At 51.9% G+C, this 19,274-nt stretch carries 16 protein-coding genes; all 16 read left to right on the top strand.

The annotated features are described in order from the left end of the window. Positions 1 to 12 precede the first annotated feature (12 nt). The 16 genes from REC12_RS18215 to REC12_RS18140 all read left to right on the top strand — a co-directional run bounded on the left by REC12_RS18215 (position 13) and on the right by REC12_RS18140 (position 19,245). Positions 13 to 858 (top strand): acyltransferase, encoded by an 846-nt coding sequence (locus tag REC12_RS18215; RefSeq protein ID WP_308896935.1) that lies wholly within the window; start codon positions 13 to 15, stop codon positions 856 to 858. 116 nt (positions 859 to 974) lie between these two features. Then, positions 975 to 2,309, top strand: coding sequence for an O-antigen ligase family protein (locus REC12_RS18210; RefSeq protein ID WP_308896933.1), 1,335 nt, complete (start codon positions 975 to 977; stop codon positions 2,307 to 2,309). Continuing rightward, positions 2,306 to 3,436, top strand: a complete 1,131-nt coding sequence (locus tag REC12_RS18205) for a glycosyltransferase family 4 protein (RefSeq protein WP_308896932.1) — start codon at positions 2,306 to 2,308, stop codon at positions 3,434 to 3,436. Before REC12_RS18210 ends, REC12_RS18205 begins: the two co-directional genes overlap by 4 nt. A gap of 1 nt (position 3,437) precedes the next feature. Then, the gene (locus tag REC12_RS18200; protein ID WP_308896930.1) at positions 3,438 to 4,652 is read left to right on the top strand and encodes a glycosyltransferase; all 1,215 of its coding nucleotides are present in this window, start codon (positions 3,438 to 3,440) and stop codon (positions 4,650 to 4,652) included. Positions 4,653 to 4,720: 68 nt separating this feature from the next. Continuing rightward, on the top strand, positions 4,721 to 6,139 hold the full coding sequence (locus tag REC12_RS18195) for a flippase (RefSeq protein WP_308896928.1): 1,419 nt from the start codon (positions 4,721 to 4,723) through the stop codon (positions 6,137 to 6,139). 101 nt (positions 6,140 to 6,240) lie between these two features. Next, positions 6,241 to 7,308, top strand: a complete 1,068-nt coding sequence (gene wecB, locus REC12_RS18190) for a non-hydrolyzing UDP-N-acetylglucosamine 2-epimerase (protein ID WP_308896926.1) — start codon at positions 6,241 to 6,243, stop codon at positions 7,306 to 7,308. 5 nt (positions 7,309 to 7,313) lie between these two features. Then, positions 7,314 to 8,945, top strand: coding sequence for a polysaccharide deacetylase family protein (locus REC12_RS18185; protein WP_308896924.1), 1,632 nt, complete (start codon positions 7,314 to 7,316; stop codon positions 8,943 to 8,945). Next, on the top strand, positions 8,945 to 10,315 hold the full coding sequence (locus tag REC12_RS18180; protein ID WP_308897057.1) for an O-antigen ligase family protein: 1,371 nt from the start codon (positions 8,945 to 8,947) through the stop codon (positions 10,313 to 10,315). The genes REC12_RS18185 and REC12_RS18180 overlap by 1 nt, the downstream gene beginning before the upstream one ends. Beyond that, complete coding sequence (locus REC12_RS18175) at positions 10,290 to 11,294, top strand: lipid II:glycine glycyltransferase FemX (RefSeq protein WP_308896922.1); 1,005 nt, start codon at positions 10,290 to 10,292, stop codon at positions 11,292 to 11,294. The genes REC12_RS18180 and REC12_RS18175 overlap by 26 nt, the downstream gene beginning before the upstream one ends. Before the next feature lie 86 nt (positions 11,295 to 11,380). After that, positions 11,381 to 12,592 carry a glycosyltransferase family 4 protein gene (locus REC12_RS18170; protein ID WP_308896920.1) on the top strand — a complete coding sequence of 404 codons (1,212 nt, stop codon included), beginning with the start codon at positions 11,381 to 11,383 and terminating at the stop codon, positions 12,590 to 12,592. Positions 12,593 to 12,661: 69 nt separating this feature from the next. Continuing rightward, positions 12,662 to 13,318 carry a sugar transferase gene (locus tag REC12_RS18165; RefSeq protein WP_308897055.1) on the top strand — a complete coding sequence of 219 codons (657 nt, stop codon included), beginning with the start codon at positions 12,662 to 12,664 and terminating at the stop codon, positions 13,316 to 13,318. 161 nt (positions 13,319 to 13,479) lie between these two features. Beyond that, positions 13,480 to 14,139: a GNAT family N-acetyltransferase gene (locus tag REC12_RS18160; protein WP_308896918.1), complete on the top strand. Its 660-nt coding sequence runs from the start codon at positions 13,480 to 13,482 to the stop codon at positions 14,137 to 14,139. A gap of 239 nt (positions 14,140 to 14,378) precedes the next feature. Further along, positions 14,379 to 16,727, top strand: coding sequence for a cell wall-binding repeat-containing protein (locus REC12_RS18155; RefSeq protein WP_308896917.1), 2,349 nt, complete (start codon positions 14,379 to 14,381; stop codon positions 16,725 to 16,727). A gap of 31 nt (positions 16,728 to 16,758) precedes the next feature. After that, entirely contained in the window at positions 16,759 to 18,096 is a 1,338-nt protein-coding gene (locus tag REC12_RS18150) for an ArnT family glycosyltransferase (protein WP_308896915.1), read from the top strand. A gap of 5 nt (positions 18,097 to 18,101) precedes the next feature. Next, entirely contained in the window at positions 18,102 to 18,524 is a 423-nt protein-coding gene (locus tag REC12_RS18145) for a DUF2304 domain-containing protein (protein WP_308896913.1), read from the top strand. A 10-nt stretch (positions 18,525 to 18,534) separates the two neighbouring features. Further along, the gene (locus REC12_RS18140; protein WP_308896911.1) at positions 18,535 to 19,245 is read left to right on the top strand and encodes a glycosyltransferase family 2 protein; all 711 of its coding nucleotides are present in this window, start codon (positions 18,535 to 18,537) and stop codon (positions 19,243 to 19,245) included. The last annotated feature ends 29 nt before the right edge of the window (positions 19,246 to 19,274 follow it).

Below are 19,274 nucleotides of genomic sequence, written 5' to 3'. Positions count from 1 at the left end.
GGAGCTGACACAATGAATCAACAGATTGCTTCCAGTGCGGCTGTGCCGTCGAGTGCGCAGGTTGGACCGTTTTGCGTCATCGGAGAAAATGTCGTGCTTGGAGAAAAGGTAGTCTTAGGCGTGGGATGTGTGCTGGGCGCCGGAGCAAAGGTGGGTGCGGGAAGTGAACTGGGGAATTACGTTACCCTGGGGTCCGGAGCGGAACTTGGTGAACGTTCCAGAGTCGGAGACCACAGTACGATCTATCCTCATGCTTCTCTCGGCGAAGACGGGTTTGTTGGCAGCAGCTCCTCAATTGGCCGCTCGCCTAAAGCCGCCGCTACGAGTACGGTAAAGGTACAGGCGGATCTTCCTCCCCTCAAAATGGGGGACGGCTACACTGTCGGCTGTTCCGCAGTGCTCTATGCGGGGACAACTTATGGCGACAAGGCTTTCATCGGAGATGGGGCGGTTGTCCGGGAACGCTGTACAATCGGTCAGAACGTGGTGATCGGAAGCGGAGTGGCCGTGGAGAATGATACCAAAATTGGTTCTTATACTAAGATTCAAACGGGCTCTTATATCACAGCTTACATGGAAATCGAGGAGCGGGTATTTATTGCGCCCATGGTTACGACGACAAACGACAACTACATGGGCCGCACGGAAAAGCGTTTTAAAGCGATCAAAGGTGCGACGATTCGGAAAGGCGCCAGAATTGGCGGGGCAGCCATCCTTTTGCCAGGCGTCAAAGTAGCCCCTGAAACCTTCGTGGCCGCGGGAGCCTTGGTTACGAAGGACACGGCGGAAAAACATGTTCTCAAAGGCTTTCCGGCCCGGGAGGTGCGGGAAGTACCCGAAGATGAACTTTTACCCTGACAGGTCCAAGAGCGTTTGGAGGCCTCGCCGGTGATGGCGAAAGAGTGATGGAAACTGCGGCCCCCCAAAGATCCCGGTCTTGGCAATAGGTTTGGAAACAAGGAGGATAAAGATAGATGTTCTGGAACACAGGGGTTACACGCACTAACTCGAATAAATTGCTGCTTATTTTAGCCATTATGCTTTCCGCGATGCTCTTGCCCTCGATGGAAATTCGTTCTACTCTGCCTCGCCTGCGTTTGGATGACGTTTTGCTTTTTGGGGTATTTGCCCTCAATGTATTGCTGTGGCTGATTTACCGTTCCCCCTCGGAGTACAACTTGGGCTTGTCTTACCATGAAGACCAGTCCCGGGCAGTAAGGGCGGTTTCTAATGTTTTTTTGCTTTTCTTAGGTTCCATGGTTCTGTCCAACCTTTTCGCGGCAATTTTTTTGCGGACGCCCTTTAGTGTGCGGGACATTATGGAAGGGGTCACTCTTGCCAAATACTATCTGGCTGCAACTTTGGCGCTTTCCCTGGATTTACAGGAAGGGGAGTTTAGTGTTCTGTGCAAAACCTTCCTCGTAGGCTTGGGGATTATCCTGGTCCTTTCCTGGAGCCAGTTCTTGAACATAGCCAATGTCAACGCTTGGTTAACTCCTTTTTTTGCGCAATCTCACCTGGATAACCTGGTGAACGCCAACCCCCCCCGTGTTCTGGGCACCTTCGATAATCCTAATGTTATGGGGATTTTTGCCGTCCTGACCTTGACTTTATTTGTGACCATGTTTTATTTCCGGGAGAATGAGCGTTTAAAAGCAGTGCTCCTCTTTGTGGCGGTGGGACTTACTATTAAATTAACCTTTATGACAATTTCGCGCACCGCCCTTTTAGCGACGGCTCTCGTGCTCACCGTGCTGAGCCTGTGGGCTTTGTTTAAATACCGGTGGAAAAAGGACATGCTGTTAAAGGTGGGAGCTTTGTTCCTTTTGACCTTGCTGATCTTTTTTACCTCGCCGCGTGAATTCACAACCCGCATCAATGAAGCAACCGACCTGGGCAACAGCACTTCAGCCCAAGGGCATTTTTTAAGGGCGGGAAATGCCTTTGAATACATTAAAGAATCCCCGATTTTGGGCTGGGGCACAGCCAAAAAAACGATGACGACCCTGGTTGATGACGAGTATGCTTTGGTAACCCGGCGTTACGGTGTTGTTGGCCTGGCCCTGTATTTTTGGCTTTTCCTGCGGCCGGTTAAAGCTGCTCTGGAGAAAGTCAGACTGTTTAATTTCTCAGCCTCCGACCAAGGTATACGGGAGACCAAAACTATGCTTTGCATTGCCTTCGTGGCGGCCACGGCGGCGGTTTTTGTCTACAACATCACGGCCGGGATATTTTACAATCTCCAGTTAATGACCTTGTTTGCTTTGTTTATGGGCTTAATTTATAGAATAGAAGGGGAAAACTTTTGAAAGCCTGCATTTTAACCACGGCTCATTCTCCTTTTGACGAGCGCATTTTTCATAAGGAAGCCCGCAGCTTGGCGGAAGCGGGATATGAAGTGGTCATAGTGGCCCCTTACGAGACTTCGCTGAGCAAAGACGGGATTCGGATTCAGGCCGTGCCCCCCCTTTCCGCCAGAGCGGACAGGATTTGGCGTTTGAATGTTCTTTATCAGACAGCCCTGCGGGAAAATGCGGACATCTATCATTTTCATGATCCGGATTTGATTCCGGTGGGCTTGCGCTTAAGCCGCAAACACGGGAAGCCGGTGATTTATGATGTCCATGAATATTATGGCGACAGTCTGCTTACGCGCTACTGGATTCCCAGACCTCTGCGCAAGCTTGTGGCCCGGACGGTTGATCTGCTGGAAAAGCGGGCGGCACGTTCCTTTGCCGGCATTGTAACGGTTAACGATCATATGGCGGAGCTATTTCGGCGGGAAAACCCGGAAGGGGAGATTCTCCATAACTATCCCCTTAAACGCCAGTTTGAATTTCCCCGGCCGGCAGGGATGAAACCGCCCGTTATTTTATACCTCGGCGGGATTAACCGGGAACGGGGCCTGGAGATCATCTTGCGGGCAATGCCTTTAGTCCGGCTTAAACACCCCGAAGTCGTGTGTGAATTAGTGGGACCGGCGGAGACAGAGGACTTAGGACCGGAATTTTCCCGGCTCGAACCCTGGCTGGAGCGCGGAGGGGTCCACCTGCGCGGGAAAGTGCCCTATGAGCAGGTACCGGGGGTTTTGGCCCGGAGCTCTATCGCCCTTGTGCCTTTGCTGCCAACCTTGAATTACCGCAAGGCGATTCCCGTTAAACTCCTGGAATACATGGCCGCGGGCCTGCCTGTGGTGGGGTCGCGTTTCGGCTATATCGAAAAAATTATTGAGAAAAATCAGTGTGGGCTGCTTAATGAGCCCGGAAATCCGGAAAGCCTCGCTCAGGATATTTGTACCTTGCTTGAAAATCCGGAAAAGGCTTTGAGCTGTGCTCAAAATGGCTGGGATGCGTTTCAAAGAGAATATACCTGGGAAAAAGAACAAAGCAAATTGCTCGGGCTCTATGAGCGAATTTTAGCTGCGAGGAAGCCGTAAGATGCGTGTGTTAATCTTATCTCATATGTATCCCAATGCCGTATCTCCCTTGGGAGGAATCTTTGTCCGCCAACAGGCCGTCGCTTTGTCCCGGCTGGGAGTCGACGTGAGGGTAGTGGCGCCGGTGCCCTGGGTACCGGGCTTGCTGGCGGGACGCGGCAAGTGGGGAGGGTATCCCGCGGTTCCCTTTTGGGAACAACCGGACGGATTTCCGGTCTTTCATCCCCGGGTGCTGGAGTTTCCGCGCTCTCTGTTTTTCGAGTATTACCCCACAACCTTTGCCCAGGGCATACGCCGGGTTTTTCTCGATCAGATCGGGCAGGGCGTGGATTTAATTCATGCTCATGTGGCCCATCCGGACGGAGCGGCCGCCCGGAAATTTGCGCAAACGTATAACCTGCCTCTTGTCGTCACGATTCATGGCCAGGATTTTGCCTATACCTTAAAGCGCAGCCATACCTGCGCCGAGAGTGTGCGGGCGACTCTCAGAGAGGCCTCTCAGGTAATTCTGGTAAGTGAAAAGCTCAGGAATCAATACGGACTGGCAACCTGGGCGGACACTTTGGCGAAGTACAAGGTGGTCTATAATGGCGTGGATTTGGAAGATGTGCTTCAGCCGCCGCAGCCGGAAGGGGAAGACACTTCCAAAACGGGCAATGGTCACCGCCTCCTGAGCGTGGGATTTTTGCGCCCGGACAAAGGACATGCCGTGGTATTGCAGGCTTTGCCCGAGCTGGTCCACGAGTTTCCCGATTTGGAGTATCGCATTGTGGGCGCCGGTTCGGAAGGTCCGGCTTTGCAAACCCTCACCAGGGAATTGGGACTTGAGAGGCATGTTGTATTCCTGGGAAGCTTGCCTCATCCTGAGGCTATGGCGGAAATGTCCCAATGTGCTGTTTTTATTTTACCGAGCTGGAAAGAAGCCTTTGGCGTGGTTTATCTTGAAGCGATGGCTTACGGCAAGCCAATTATCGGGACTCAAGGTGAAGGAATTGCCGAGATTTTAGATAAGACTGAGGTGGGTATAGCAGTACCGCCCCAAAATGTGCCGGCGGTCGCCGCCGCCATACGCGAGCTTTTCAGGCATCCGCAACGGGCGCAGGAAATGGGAGTCCGGGGGAGAGAGCTCGTCAGCCGGGAATTTACCTGGCGTTTTAACGCTGAGAAGACCCTTGAGGTCTATCAGGAGGCTCAAAGAGTCCAACGGGAAACATAACCGCAAACATTACGGTCGGAATGACAGCAGGCTGGGTTAAAACGTGGAGATAGAAAGGAGAGCCCGCAGTGGAACTTCGCTTAGTCCTTAAAAATGCCGCCGCCTTGAGCCTGGCAAGTGTGCTGTCCAAAGCCATTACCGCCGTTGTGGCCATTGCGGTCACACGTTATTTAGGACCGACAGTTTATGGAGAGTACAATTCAGCGGTAGCTTTTGTGAGCACCTTTATTCTCTTTGTGGATTTTGGCTTGAGCAATTACATGGTCCAGGAAGGCTCCCGCGATGAAAGTGCCTTGCCGCTTTATTTAGGCAACACTCTGGTCTTTAAGACCTTGACCTCGCTGGCTATCTACGGGATGATGCTTGTTTTGATGCCTGCCCGCTATAGTTTGACGATCCGGAGCATGGTTGTTGTTTTCGGCATAGCCAGTGCACTAAATGCTTTAGACAGCTCTGTCTACAACTATTTTCAAGCCAAACAGCAAATGTACTATGCGGCAATGTACCAGTTTTTATCGACATTCCTGATTGGCGTGCTGACGATCATTGTGGTGGTGACCAAAGGGAATGTAGTCATGATTACCTACGCCCAAACAGTCGCCGCTCTGGTTATTTCGCTAATGTTGTATGTTCACCTGAGGCGAAGTATCCGGCTGGAGTTCAATTGGCAGCGTTTGCTGGAAATGCTCAAAAAAGGGCTGCCTTATGGAGCCGCCGTCATTTTCCTGTATGTCTACTTTCAAATCGACATGTTTATGCTCTCCTTAATGCGTACCTCGCGGGAAATCGGGATCTACTCGGCGGCTTATCGGCTGATTTCCGTGCTTCTGTTCATTCCCGGAATTTTAACCAGTGTTATGTATCCTGTTCTCTTTCAGCTCGGAGTGGAAAGTCATGACAAACACCGGGAGACGATTGAGAAGATCTTTAAGGTCTTAAGCGCGGTAGGGATTCCGGGCAGTGTCCTGCTCTTTGTTTTGGCCAATCCTTTGCTGACCTGGCTTTACAGTCATCGTTTTCAGGCCTCGATTCCCATTATGATGATTTTGTGCTGGTTTTTTGCCCTCGAATGTCTGAGCTTCTCCTTGGGAGACATCTTGACCACCACCAACCGGCAATGGACCCGGGCCTGGATTCAAGGAGGAGCGGCGGTGTTAAATATCGGGATTAACCTTTACGCAATTCCCCGTCATGGAATTTATGGCGCCAGTGTGGCGACGTTGATTACGGAGTTGTATGTCTTTGTTATGTATTACGGAGTGGTGCGGCGCCAGGTTTACAAAGTGCGAATATGGCGCCAGCTTCCGGTTATCGTCCTGGCCTCGTTAGTCATGGCTTTGGTGGCCTATTTGCTGCGCCAGCTGCATCCTTTGGCTTCGGGTGGAATTGCCGGGATTGTTTACCTCCTGGTTTTGATCGCCCTGGATCACGACTTCCGGCGCATTGGCCGCTATGTTCTGCGCCATGCGGCGCTCAGGAAAGCGTGAGTTATAGCCGCGGCTCTTTTGATCCCGGGGGATATGAGCGGATAAAAACTTGCCGAGTCCGGAAACTCAGAGAAAACAACGAATTGAGGTTGGAAGTTTAGATGAAAGTGATCACCGTACTGGGCGCCAGGCCCCAATTTATCAAGGCGGCTCCTCTTTCGGAGGCCCTGCGCCAGGATCATGAAGAGAAAATCATTCACACCGGCCAGCATTATGATTACCAAATGTCGGATGTGTTTTTTGAAGAGCTGGGGATTCCCAAGCCCGACTATTTTCTGGGGGTGGGTTCCAAACACCATGGAGCACAGACCGGGGAAATGCTGACAGGAGTAGAAGAAGTACTTCTCCAGGAAAAGCCCGACTGGGTGCTGGTGTTTGGTGACACGAACTCCACCCTGGCGGGGGCTTTGGCCGCCGCCAAGCTGCATATTCCCATTGCCCATGTTGAGGCGGGGCTGCGCAGCTACAACCGGCAAATGCCTGAAGAAGTGAACCGGGTCCTGACGGATCATCTTGCCGCCTTGCTGTTTTGCCCCACGGATCAGGCTGTGCAAAATCTTGCCCGGGAAGGATTAAGACAGGGAGTTGTCCGCACCGGGGACGTTATGGCTGACGCTCTGTATTATCATGCCCGGCGGGCCGCGGAACGCCGGCTGGATGACCTGGCGCCCTATCAGGAAAAATCGTACCTCCTGGCCACGGTGCATCGGGCGGAAAACACGGATGATCCAAGCCGCCTGGCGGGAATAATTAAGGCCTTTGCCCGGATTGACAGCCGGATCGTACTTCCCCTCCATCCCCGCACAAAGAAACTGCTTGGCGACCACAAAATTTCCATCCCGGAAAATGTTCAAGTGATTGACCCTGTGGGGTATTTAGAAATGATTCTGCTCGAAAAAGGGGCGGAACTCATTCTCACGGATTCCGGCGGAGTACAGAAGGAGGCCTATCTTTGGCGGGTGCCTTGTGTCACCATGAGGGACGAAACAGAATGGGTTGAGACAGTTCAAACAGGCTGGAACACTCTCGCGGGCGCGGAAACGGAACGGATTGTTAAGGCTGTTGAGCAATATCGCCGGAATCCCCTGCCGCCTTATCCGGAAAACCTTTATGGAAGCGGCCGGGCCAGCGCCGAAATCGTGGCGGCTCTTGAGCAGAAAAGAAGGTGAATTTCTTGAGCAATTCTAACGGATGCGAACGTATCGGAATTTACGTAGCGGATGAGCTGGTGCGGGTTTATCAGGAAATAGCCGGCCTGATGGGAATACCGGCGCCTGTTTGGAGCAGCCGGCAGGAGCAGGGAACTGCCCTTACCGGGGTTTTTTCCGAGTGCGCTGTGATCTTAGCGGATGGAATTTCTCTGCCGTCCCTAAAAGATCTGGGAAGCGGTCCCCTGATTTTGATTTGCGGGCCGGTACAAGGAGAAAATCCCGGTTTGCGGCTGAAGACGATGCCCTTTAATCTGGGCTGTGAAGGAACCCGCTTGCTGATGGAGGGACGCGACTATAGGGAAGCGGGAGTCGGCGAACCTGTTCTCGACCAGATGCTGGAGGAACTGCGCCAGGTGTTTCGGCAGGATGTCGGACACTACCTGGAACTGCCGCCTATCCCTTGGGGGCATGCTTATGCCCTGACCCTGACACACGATCTGGATATTTTAAGTCTCAAAGAAATGCCGGTCGCCCGTACGTTTTTAGGCTATTTTTACCGCAGTTCTCTTGTGAACTGGAAGCGCTGGCGGAGCGGCAAGGTCAGAACTTCAGAATTTACTCAGACTCTCTGGGAGATGGCGAGGACATGGGCGGCTAAAATCGGACTGGGACAGGATGTTTGGCAGCGTGCTTTGCCGCGGCTGCTCGAACTGGAAAAGGCCCTGGGAGTTCGATCAAGCCTGTATTTTATGCCTTTTCCCGGAAAGCCTGGCATGCTTCCGGCCCATCCGGACCATTCGGCCCAAGAGGAGGCTCCGGCAAATCGCGCCTCCTTTTATGATGTTGCGAAGCAGCGGACTCTCTTAAGCCGCTTGGAGCAAGAAGGATGGGAAGCAGGGGTCCATGGCATTGATGCCTGGTATGCGGAGCGGGAAGCCCGGGCAGAACACCAGAGAATCGCCCGCTTGACAGGACAGCAGGAACTGGGAGTACGCATGCACTGGCTGTACTTTGACACGCCGGCCTCCTTCCGTTCGCTGGAACAGGGCGGATTTCTGTATGACGCTACTTTTGGCTATAATGAAGTTGTAGGTTTTCGCGCAGGTACCCTGCAGCCCTATCATCCCCTGAATTGCCGGACTTTGTGGGAGCTGCCCTTACATATTCAGGATGGAGCCTTGCTGGGGGAAGAGCATCTCAATTTAAGCCGGGAAGAAGCTTTTGCGCAGGCCTTGCCGGTGTTGGCCTGGGCTAAGCGTTTCGGCGGAGCGGTAAGCCTGCTCTGGCATAATCAGAGTTTTACGGCGCCCCGCTTTTGGGGGGAAGTCTATGAACGCCTGATAAAACGAGGCCAGGAGGATGGGGCTTGGATCGCTGTTCCGCGTGATATTTTAAGCTGGTTTACCTGCAGGCGGGAATGCCGGATAGGCTTGACGAGGGAAGGAACAACCTGGAAGATTACTTGTACACAACCTGAGCAAGGCACCTCCCGGGGGCCGTCCGCCTCTCCCCTACCACCGGTGCGGGTCCGGCTTTATCTGAATCCCCGCCGGATTCGAGCCTGTTCCGCACCCTATGAGACGGGAGAGAGCTATGTCGATTTCGCTGCCCAGCCCCTGGTAACTCTACAGGTGGAAGGAGAAGAGCTAGGGTGATGTTTCTCATTAAATGGTGTTTTTTTCTCTTCAGTCTGGGTGTAGTTGTTTATTTTGGCTGGAAAAAACCCAGCGTTCTAATCTCCTTTTTAGCCGGGTCTGTCGCTTTGGACATTTCGATTACCTGGTTCCCTCCTCTGGGGGCCGTCGGCTCGCAAATCAACAGCCTGGCCCGTCTTTGTACGGTGGGAATTATCGCGGCGGCTCTCTGGGTTCTTGGGCGGCAACCTGAGAAACGCCGGCAACTGAAGACGGTTTTACGCCATCCTTTGAGCATAGCGCTGCTGATCTATATTGGGCTTGGCGCTCTTAGCCTTGTCTATACTATAGACAGGTTGATTACCTTAGGAGAAGTTTTCCGCTTGCTTACCTTGTTTGCCCTTTATTTAGGCATCTGTCTGCTGGCAGAGCCGGAAAGCCTCCTCCTCCCGCTCAAGGTCGTACACTGGCTTGGCGTGGCCTTAATCCCCCTCACAGTGTACGAGGGGTTGACCCGTCATTTTATTTGGCGGGGCTACTTGGCCGAGGGAGAAATCGCCCGTGTCAACGCTACCTTTGTGGACCCCAATATTTTTGCCCGTTATCTCGTTTTGGGGATTGTGGCCAGCTTGATCCTTCAATATTTATGCCGGAAGCCGGGAGAACGTCTGGTGTACTTTGCTTCACTGGCGGGATTACTGGCCGCCTTGGCCATAACTCTCTCACGCAGCGGAGTAGTGACGCTGGCTGCCGTTTTAATCTTGATGTGCCTGCTCATCCGCCGGAAACGGATGCTCCAGCCGATTGGGGTTTTGGCAGTGATCGGCATCGTGATCTTAGCTTTGCGGCCCACCGTCTGGCAGCGCCTTCTGACGATCCGCAACGGTTTGGGAGCCTTGGATGAGCAAAGGGCCTATCTGTTCAGAGCTTCCTGGGCCATGTTCCGGGACCATCCTTTGCTCGGAGTCGGACTGGGCGGATTTCAGAAATCGTTTACAACCAATTACTTAAGCTACAAAACTGCGATTCCTTATGTTCAAGGGGTGACCCTTTCGCACACGACCATTTTGACCATTGCAGCGGAGTTGGGGATCGTGGGCCTTTTGGCTCTGGCCTGGGTCTGGGTATCCGTTCTGCGAACCCTAAAAAGAGTGGGGAAAGGTAAGTTTAATAGCTTTGCCAAAGATCTGAGCATGGTGGAGCTTAATCCGGGCTATGTGGTCGGAGTTGGATATTTCTTATGGATTACGGCAGTTTTTATCAGTTCGCAGTCCGAGGCACGCTTTTTTGAAGATCCTATGATTTGGATCAGCATGGGAACAATGGTTTACATGCTGGCAGGTAAAGTTGGGGGTGAAACTAGACGTGAGTTTAACGATACGGCCGGTTGAGCGGGAGCAGTGGCAGGAGTTTCTGCAGGGGATCTCCCGGGGCTCGCTCTTCCACCGCTGGGAATGGCAGGATATTATCGAAGCGGGGTTTGGATTAAAGGTTAACCGCCTCGGTCTTTTTGATGAAGAAGGGATTTTAAGAGGAGTACTCCCCTTAGCTGAACGCAAGATGAGTCTGCTCAAGTTGGGAGGAAGCTCCCTGAGCGGTACGGCAACCCCGCACTCCGGCCCCCTGGGGGAGGCAGCCTTGCCGGAGGTACTGTCCGCTCTGGAGGATTATGCCGCTCAGAAGCATTTCGATTACCTGGAACTTACCCTGCCGGATTTGACAGGCAAAGAAATTGTCGCCCAACAGGGGTACACGGTTGAGGAACTGCTGACCTTGGATCTGGTTTTGCCGCAGGATCAAGAGTCCTTATGGGCCGGACTGGAAGTTCGCTGCCGCAATGCCGTGCGCAAAGCGGAAAAATCGGGAGTAGAGATTATTGAGCCTCAAGCCCTTGAAGAGTGGTTGGAGCCTTATTATGCTCTTTCCTGTGGAGTATATCGCCGTCAGGATAAAGAACCCCCCTTCACCAGGGAATACTTCGCCGCACTTTGGCAAAAACTATACTCAGTGGGGGATTTGGTGGTTTTACTTGCCCGCTATGAGGGCAAAATTATAGCCGGGGGGATTTTTCCCCGGGACAAGAATGTGGGTTACTATCTCGATGGCGTATCCGACCGGGACTATAACAAAGTGGTCCCTAACAATCTCGTGCAGTGGGAATACTTGAAACGTGCCCAAGCCCTGGGGATTGAACTCTACGACATGGTCGGCGCCAACATCCCCAGCATCGCCAAATTTAAGAAAAGTTTTGGCAGCGTTGAACGGAAATACCTTTATGCTTACCGCAACCGGACTCTAGCGGCCCGGGTGGGGCGCACGGTCTATGCCAAGCATGCCGGCACCATTAAGAAATTTCTTAAACGCTCCTGAGTAAAGCACAATTTGGCGCGGCAAGTGTGGCGTGTTAAAATAAATCAGAAGCATTCGGCAGAGGAGAAGAAGGAGCGGCGGTCTATTTGCGCATATTAATGTTGACACAATACTTTCCCCCGGAGTCCGGAGCGGCCCAGGTCCGGCTTAAAGAAGTGGCCAAGGGGCTGCAGCGCAACGGTCACGAGGTAACTGTGGTTACGGCTTTCCCCAATCATCCCAGCGGAATTATTCCGCCGGAATATCGGGGCCATTGGCGCATGCGGGATGAGGTGGACGGCATCCCCGTCTGGCGCACCTGGATTTATCCGGTGCAGAGAGGGCGGTTCTGGAAGCGGCTTCTCAACTATTTTTCCTTTGTCTTTTCTTCTTGCTGGGGTCTGAGTAAAGCCGGAAAACAAGACATCCTGTTCTTTGAATCCCCGCCCCTCTTTCTGGGGATCACCGCTTTGCTTTATGGCCGGCTGACCAGGACAAGGATTATTATGAATATCTCGGATCTTTGGCCGGAGTCGGCCGTGGCTTTAGGACTTGTCAACAGCCGCTGGATGATCCGTGCGGCGGAGTGGCTGGAAAAATTGCTTTACCGGCGGGCCTGGAAGATATCCTGTCAGACCGAAGGCATATGCTCTTCACTGCTGGAGCGGGGTGTTCCTGAAGATAAAGTGACTTTTTTACCGAACGGGGTAAACTTAGAGCTGTTTGCGCCTCGTGAGCGGGATCAGGCCTTGGCCTCATCCCTGGGCATTCAAGAAGAGGATTTCGTTTTGATCTACGCCGGAACTATGGGCTATGCCCAGGGTCTGGAATCTGTGCTTAAAACGGCTGAGCTGCTCCGGGAGGAACCGGGCCTGCGCTTTTTGTTTGTCGGCGACGGTACGGAAAAACCCATGCTTGAAGCCCTTGCTAAGGAAAAAAGCCTGACCAATGTGAGTTTTGTTGATTTCCGGCCGGTGCAGGAAATGCCCGGATATTTTTCTCTGGCCGCCGCGAGTATTGTTCCGTTAAAAAAGAATAAACTATTTGCAGGGGCGCGTCCCTCGAAAATGTTCCCCGCTCTCGGCTCGGGAGTTCCCGTCATCTATTCCGGGGAAGGAGAGGCGGCGGAACTTGTCGCATCTTCCGGCGGCGGAGTTGTCGTTGAGCCGGAAAACAGCGCAGAACTGGCCCAGGCCATTTTGAACTTGAAGGCTAACCCTGACCGCCGGGAAATGGGGAAAAGAGGGCGGCAGTTTGTGCAAAAGCACTATGCCTGGAGCGGGATTATTTTGCGCTGGCTAAAAGAACTGGGGATTTAAGGGTTCAAAGGAGATAACACAATGCTGGTACAGACAGGCAGTTCGCAACGTTCGAAGGGAGACAAAACAATGGATCAGAGATCTTCGGCATCCGTAGAAAGCGGAAGTTTAACCTATCCCCAGTGGCAGCTGGCTTTGAAACGGTTGTTGGATTTTGTGGCCGCTTTATTGCTCCTCATTGTGGTGTCCCCCTTTTGGCTGCTGATTGTCCTTTGGATTCGCTCCGACTCTGAAGGGCCGGCCATCTTTACCCAGACTCGGGTGGGGTTGGAAGGTAAGCCTTATACGATCTATAAGTTCCGCACGATGGTACAGAACGCCGAAGCCCTCATTAAGGATAAGCTGGAGCAAGTGAACGACCTGGAAACCTTTGTTTTTCAGGAAAAAGACGATCCGCGCATTACCCGAAGCGGTCATTTTCTCAGGAAAACAAGTTTAGATGAACTTCCTCAACTGCTCAATATATTGTTTGGCAATATGAGTTTAGTCGGCCCGCGCCCGGAGGTTCCGGAGATCGCCAAGCTTTACACACCACAGCAGCGGCGCAGGCTTAATGTCCTGCCGGGGGTGACCGGTCTGGCGCAAGTCAATGGGCGAAGTGAGTTGACCTTGGGTGAGACTATGAACTTTGACTTAGAATATGTCGAGACTTGGAGTTTCTGGTTAGACCTGAAAATTCTCTGGAAAACGGTTTTTGTAGTGTTTACCGGCAAAGGAGCATATTAAGAGCGAGACGATGACATTAGGGCAGCGGCAGAGCAAAGCTTTACCGCTGCCCTAATTTTTGAGCTGAAATTCGGATATTATTGCTTGATCCGGTTACACTAGTTCTAGGTCTAGTAATTTCCAAATTACGGAGGAAGTCATGATAAGGAGTGTTTTTTCCTGTGTTAGATGAGAAGCCTCAATATGAATCCGGTATTGAGCTGACTGCCATGTGCTTTGCAGATTTGCCTGAAATCGTCCGTTTATACCAGGAAGTTTTTTACGATCATTTCCTGGGACACATGGGCGGGAAATTTCTGCGGCTTTTCTGCGCACAATTTATAAATTCCTCTGCAAATCAGGGCTATGTGGCGAAAAGCAACGGCAGACCGGTTGGCTTCGTCTTGGGCTCCATTGAGCGCGAACCCTTTGCCCGATTTTATCGTCAAAACTTTTGGCTGCTTGTTATCCTGGTAACTTTGAGATACTTTCGGGATGCTTACGTCCGCAAACATATCAGCCAAAGACTAGGCTGTATTGCGGCCGCTCTCCAAGCGTTCTTTCTCAGAAGGCAGGGAGAAGGCGAGAGCAAAGGGGAACGGGACAGGTTCGCTCCGGCAAGGATTTTGGCGATTGGCGTCAGATCCGACTATAGGGGAAGGGGGGTGGCCAACCTGCTCACAAAGCACTTCTGTGCCAAAATGAAACAGGTGGGATATAAAAAAGTGGGCTTATCCACACTTCCTACGAACCAGCGGGCCATTCACTTTTATAAAAAAGACGGCTGGATTATTGAAGAAAGCACGCCTGTATCTCTTAGTTTTATAAGAACTATTGTCTGAGCCGGTTGGGCAAATCTCCCGCTGGCAAATTTCCCTCTAGTGATATGCTCTCTTTTCCAACGGATAACCTGCCGGTCTGTTTGGGAAAGGGAGCGTTTTTATCTTACTGGATAAATAGGTGGGAAATATACTGGCAGTCAAAGGGAGTTTTCTCTACCTTTGAGGAGGAACTGCTTTATTTCTTGTCGAATAAGATAAAGATAGGACAAGACTTGGTAGGGAAGGGGTAGAGAAAAGGAATGGGTTTTCGCCAAATCAGGAAGGTTATGGCCATATTGCTGGTTGGACTCTTTTTTTTGCAGCTGATTCCGGTTAAGACAGCTTCGGCAGCAGTGGATCAAACAGCTTACTACGCTGAGATTGGGAATAAACTTGAATATTGGGCAAACAAATATAACATTCCTCCGGTCCTGCTTAAAGCCATCGCTTGGATGGAGAGCGGCTGGAAACAATATCAGCTCGACGCCACGGGTCAGCCTATGTTGGATCACCCTCTAATTGGCAAAGACGGCATCGGCATCGGGATTATGCAAATCTCCAGTTACAATTCCGCCGACACGGCAACGATGGATAAGCTGAAGAACGATATCGACTTTAACATCGAAACAGGCTGTCAAATGCTGAATCAAAAATGGCGGGCCGCGCCGAAAATCGGCAATGGGGACCGCAACGTTCTGGAGAACTGGTACTTTGCCGTATGGGCTTATAACAGTTGGGGCTCACGAAACAACCCCAATGTCAGTACAGGGACACCGGCCTATCAGGATTCAATTTTCAGCCTCATGGGTCAAAAATATAACAGCGCCGTTACCTTCGCTCCCGGAGCGGACAAATTTCCGGCAGCGCTGCTGCCCCCGGTAAATCCGCCGAGTTACTCCAGCCGCTGGAGTACGCCCGCCGTGACGCATACCGGAGATCTTACAGCCGACCAAACGCTGCTGCTGTCAACGGGAGGCGGGCCAGGCGCCGATGCCGCCAACGGAGATTATTGGTACAACTACGCCCGTTGGGCCTCTTACTACGCCCTGGGCTTTTATAATACCGCCTATGATAGCGCGGCAATCACGGATAAAAGCCTTATCTCCCAGAAAATCCTAAGTGCTCAGAATAACCTTCTGGCTGAAGCAGACTCCCTGGTTCAGGAGGGAAAAGATTCTTCGGATGCCAGTGCCGCCAAGTATTACTGGACGGTTCTGCAAGGGCTGAGTTTGGACGGAGGTCTGGCGGCAAAGGCCCAATCAGGTCTGCAGAACGCCCTCAGCAAACTGCTGGATGAAGCGGATAAGCTGGTGCTGGCGGGAACCGCTTCCTCCTACGTAAGCGCCATTCAAGATTACTGTATTGTATTGCAAGGGTCCAGTTTGGATGATACCCTTGCTCAACGGGCGAAATCCGGTCTTTTAGGGGCTTATACCAAGCTTTTGGCCGAGGCGGATAAACTGGCCCTTGACGGGTCAGCCACTTCCCAAACCACTGCGGCGGGCTATTATTTAACTGTTTTGCAGGGACCGAGCCTGGATGCAGGCATCACCAGCCGGGCCCAAGCAGGCTACCAGGCAACAAACAGTTCGGATTCCGGTTCTACCACCAATCCGCCGTCAGATCCGACGCCTACGCCAAGTCCCACACCGGCACCAGATCCTACACCGACGCCAACTCCGCAGCCCGTAGTTCCGACGGTAAGCCGTCTCTGCGGAACGCTGGCTGAAGACACTGCCATCAAGATTTCTCAGGAGGGGTGGGCTGACAACAGTGCGCCGGTTGTGCTCTTAGCCCGGGTGGACCGCTTTCAGGATGCCTTAGCCTCCGCTCCGCTGGCCAGGAAACTAAAAGCTCCTTTGCTCCTGACAACTCCCGACCAACTTGATGACAGTGTATTGCAGGAATTAAAACGGCTCGGAGCTAAAACTAAAGTCTATGTGATCGGGGGAGAGGGGGCGGTTAATGTGGCAGTGACAGATGCCCTTACCCAGGCGAACTTTCCCAATGAGCGGATTTTTGGCACTACGGCTGCCGATACGGCCGTTGAAATTGCCCGTAAAATAGGGCCGAGCAGCCAGGTTATCCTTGCTTCCAGTACGAGTTTCCCGGATGCTCTATCTGCCTCCGCTCCGGCGGCAGCCTTGGGGATTCCCATCCTGCTGACGGAACAGGGCACGCTGCCCGGCTCGACCTTGCAGCTTCTAAAGGACTTCAATGTGACGAAGACGATTATCGTAGGCGGAAAATTTGCCATTTCCCCGGTCTTTGACAGTAAGGGCGGCCCCTTAGCAAGTTTCGGTCCCCTGCGTTTGGCGGGGGAGACGAAATATGATACGATGTTAGAGATTGTGAACTATTTCCAACAAGATCCCACGACTCTGGTGATAGCAACCGGCGAAAACTTCCCGGACGGCTTAGCGGGAGGAGCCTTTGCCGCTTTAACCGGAAGTCCGATGCTCTTAATTCCGCAAGGAACTATAAATTCCGCTACCAAGGCTTATTTGCAAAGCCAGGCCGGAAAGACTGAAAAGGTCTATATTCTTGGCGGAACGGGAGTCATCCCCAGTTCCAATGAAAAGACGATTAAAAGTGTTTTAACTCAGTAATACTCCAAAACCTGCAAGAGGATGGGCGTCATTGAATAAACAGGATAAAAAAGCACGGCAATTTCCACATCGCGCAGCCCAAGGGCTATGGATAACAGGTCTCCTGTTCTTCATAGCCTTAGGCCTTGAATTTCTCTACATTAGATCTTATCAGGTACATTATTTTATCTCCAAGGACGGGTATCTTTACACGAACATTGCCGAGAGTTTTCTTCAAGGTAAAGGGCTTGTCAATACGGTCAATTTCGCCGAAGGTGCCAACCAGGTCATGCAGGCGATTCCTAAGAATCGCGACTATATTATCGGGCCGGTCTATCCCCTGCTGCTGGCCTTGATTTACGGAATATTTGGCTTAAAAAACTACACCATGGTGGTAGCCGTTCTTCACGCCGTCCTGGGGGCCGGCAGCGCGGTGCTGGCTTACAAGACGGGGGAACTGATTTTCGGCAGAAGGTATGCCTGGATTCCCTATCTCCTGACCTTAGGATATCCGCTGTTTGCCTTTTGGGGGATGTACATCCTGACTGAAGTGACCTATGTCTTTGCGATCTGGCTCTTCTTGTATTGTTTGGCGCGCTATGCCCGGGACGTCGCGCGCCCGAAACTCAGGACTCTTTTGATCCTGGGAGCGGTCATAGGGCTTGCCAACCTTGTGCGCCCCCTGCTTCTGCTTTATTTTCCCGTTTTGGGGTTTTGGATTTTCTGGATGAAAGGCTGGCGCCTGAAAGCGGCCTTGCGGGATTTCTGTCTGATTGTGCTGATGACTGTCATAGTCATGAGCCCGTGGTGGATACGCAATGAGTTGAAATATCATCAGTTTATTGCGGCGACAAATTATGGTTCTTATGAATTTTATTTAGGGAACAATCCCCGGACAATAACCAATGTGTACTTTGTTTTTGACCAGCCGAGCTATGACCCGGCAGTTAAAGAACGTATCGATAAGCTGCCTGTTGAAGAACAGGAAAAGGAATATAAGAGCCTTGGGGTTTCCTACATTCTCAGCCATCCTGTGTTGTTTGTAGAGCGCACTATAGCTAAAGAGAAAAATCTGTTCTGGAAACCTGTCAGCCCTCCCGAAGGCCAGGAATACAAAATGAAGGGGGATTTCCTGGACAAGTGGTATCTTCTTCTGGGAGCAGCCGGGATAGTGCTCAGTCTGGCCCGCCTCAAAAAATACAGTTTTCTTTTGCTGTATATACTCTACTATAGTTTTGTTGTCAGCATGATCACAGTGGTTTCGGGAGGGCGTTATCGCTTGCCTGTCATGCCCGCCATGATTTTGCTGGGTTCTTTATTCTTTGTGGTCTTGCTTAAAGGAATCGGAAAAATTCTAGGGGTTGAACAGCGAGCAGGTAGGAGGGCCTAATTCATATGTCACGCGTCCAAATCGTCGTACTCATAACAAGCTTTCTCGTTACAGGTTTCATTATTGAGCAAGTCCGGCAGCGCCGTCTGGCTGTCGAATATTCTCTGATCTGGATTGTTGCCGGTCTGGGTATGATCTTTTTTTCCTTGTGGAGGAATGGCATAGAATATTTGGCAAGCCTTATGGGGATTTATTACGCACCTTCGGCGATCTTTGTGGTCTTTGGAGTGCTGGTTTTTGTTTTGTGTGTTCATTTCTCCCTGGCAATTTCCAAATTGAGTTCCACAAATCGTGTCCTGGTGCAGAAGATTGCCCTGCTGGAAGATGACTTGAGACGGGTAGAGGCCAAATCCCCGGAGACAGAGAAGCGCGATCCGGGAATGGGGCAAGGTCCGGGAAGAGAAAATAAGCCGCTTAAGGACGTGTAGAAAGAACGTTATGCAAAAAAGAATCTTAGCCATTGTCCCCGCCTTGAATGAGGCTGAGAACATTGGCGCCGTAGTAGAGAATCTTAAACAAGTGTCCCTCCGGCTGGATGTCCTGGTGATCGACGACGGGTCAACCGATCAAACCTCCGAAGTTGCGCGCGCTTACGGGGCGAAGGTAATTTCCCTGCCCGTGAATCTGGGAATCGGAGGAGCGGTGCAGACAGGGTTTCTTTACGCCGTCAAAAACCACTACGACGTTGCCCTCCAAGTTGATGGGGACGGACAGCACAGGGCGGAGGAAATTCGCAAATTGATTGAACCGATTCTGCTGGAGAAAGCCGATGTCACCATCGGTTCCCGTTTCTTAGAGAAAACTTCCTACAAATCGGCCCGTTCCAGGCGGCTGGGAATTTATTTATTAAGCAAAACCATCCAATCCGTAGTCCGCAAGAAATATACGGACCCTACCTCCGGATTCCGAGCTTACAATCAGAAAGCCTTGCGCGTGGTGTCGGCTCATTATTCTACGGATTATCCGGAGCCCGATTCCATAGTAACGTTGGTAAAAAACCGGATGCGGGTCATAGAAGTTTCGGTGGAAATGGATGCCCGCCTCTCGGGAAGCTCGTCGATTACGCCCTTTAAGAGCGGGTATTATATGTTTAAAGTAAGCCTGGCAATCATTCTGAATTCTATGATGAGCAGGATCTGGCCGGAGTAAGGAACCGGCCACGAAGTTCCAGGTTCCCG

The organism is Candidatus Desulfosporosinus nitrosoreducens, assembly GCF_030954495.1.
Classification (GTDB): Bacteria; Bacillota; Desulfitobacteriia; order Desulfitobacteriales; family Desulfitobacteriaceae; genus Desulfosporosinus; species Desulfosporosinus nitrosoreducens.
Note: the sequence above shows the minus strand (reverse complement) of the source record. Positions and strands in the feature narration are given on the sequence as shown.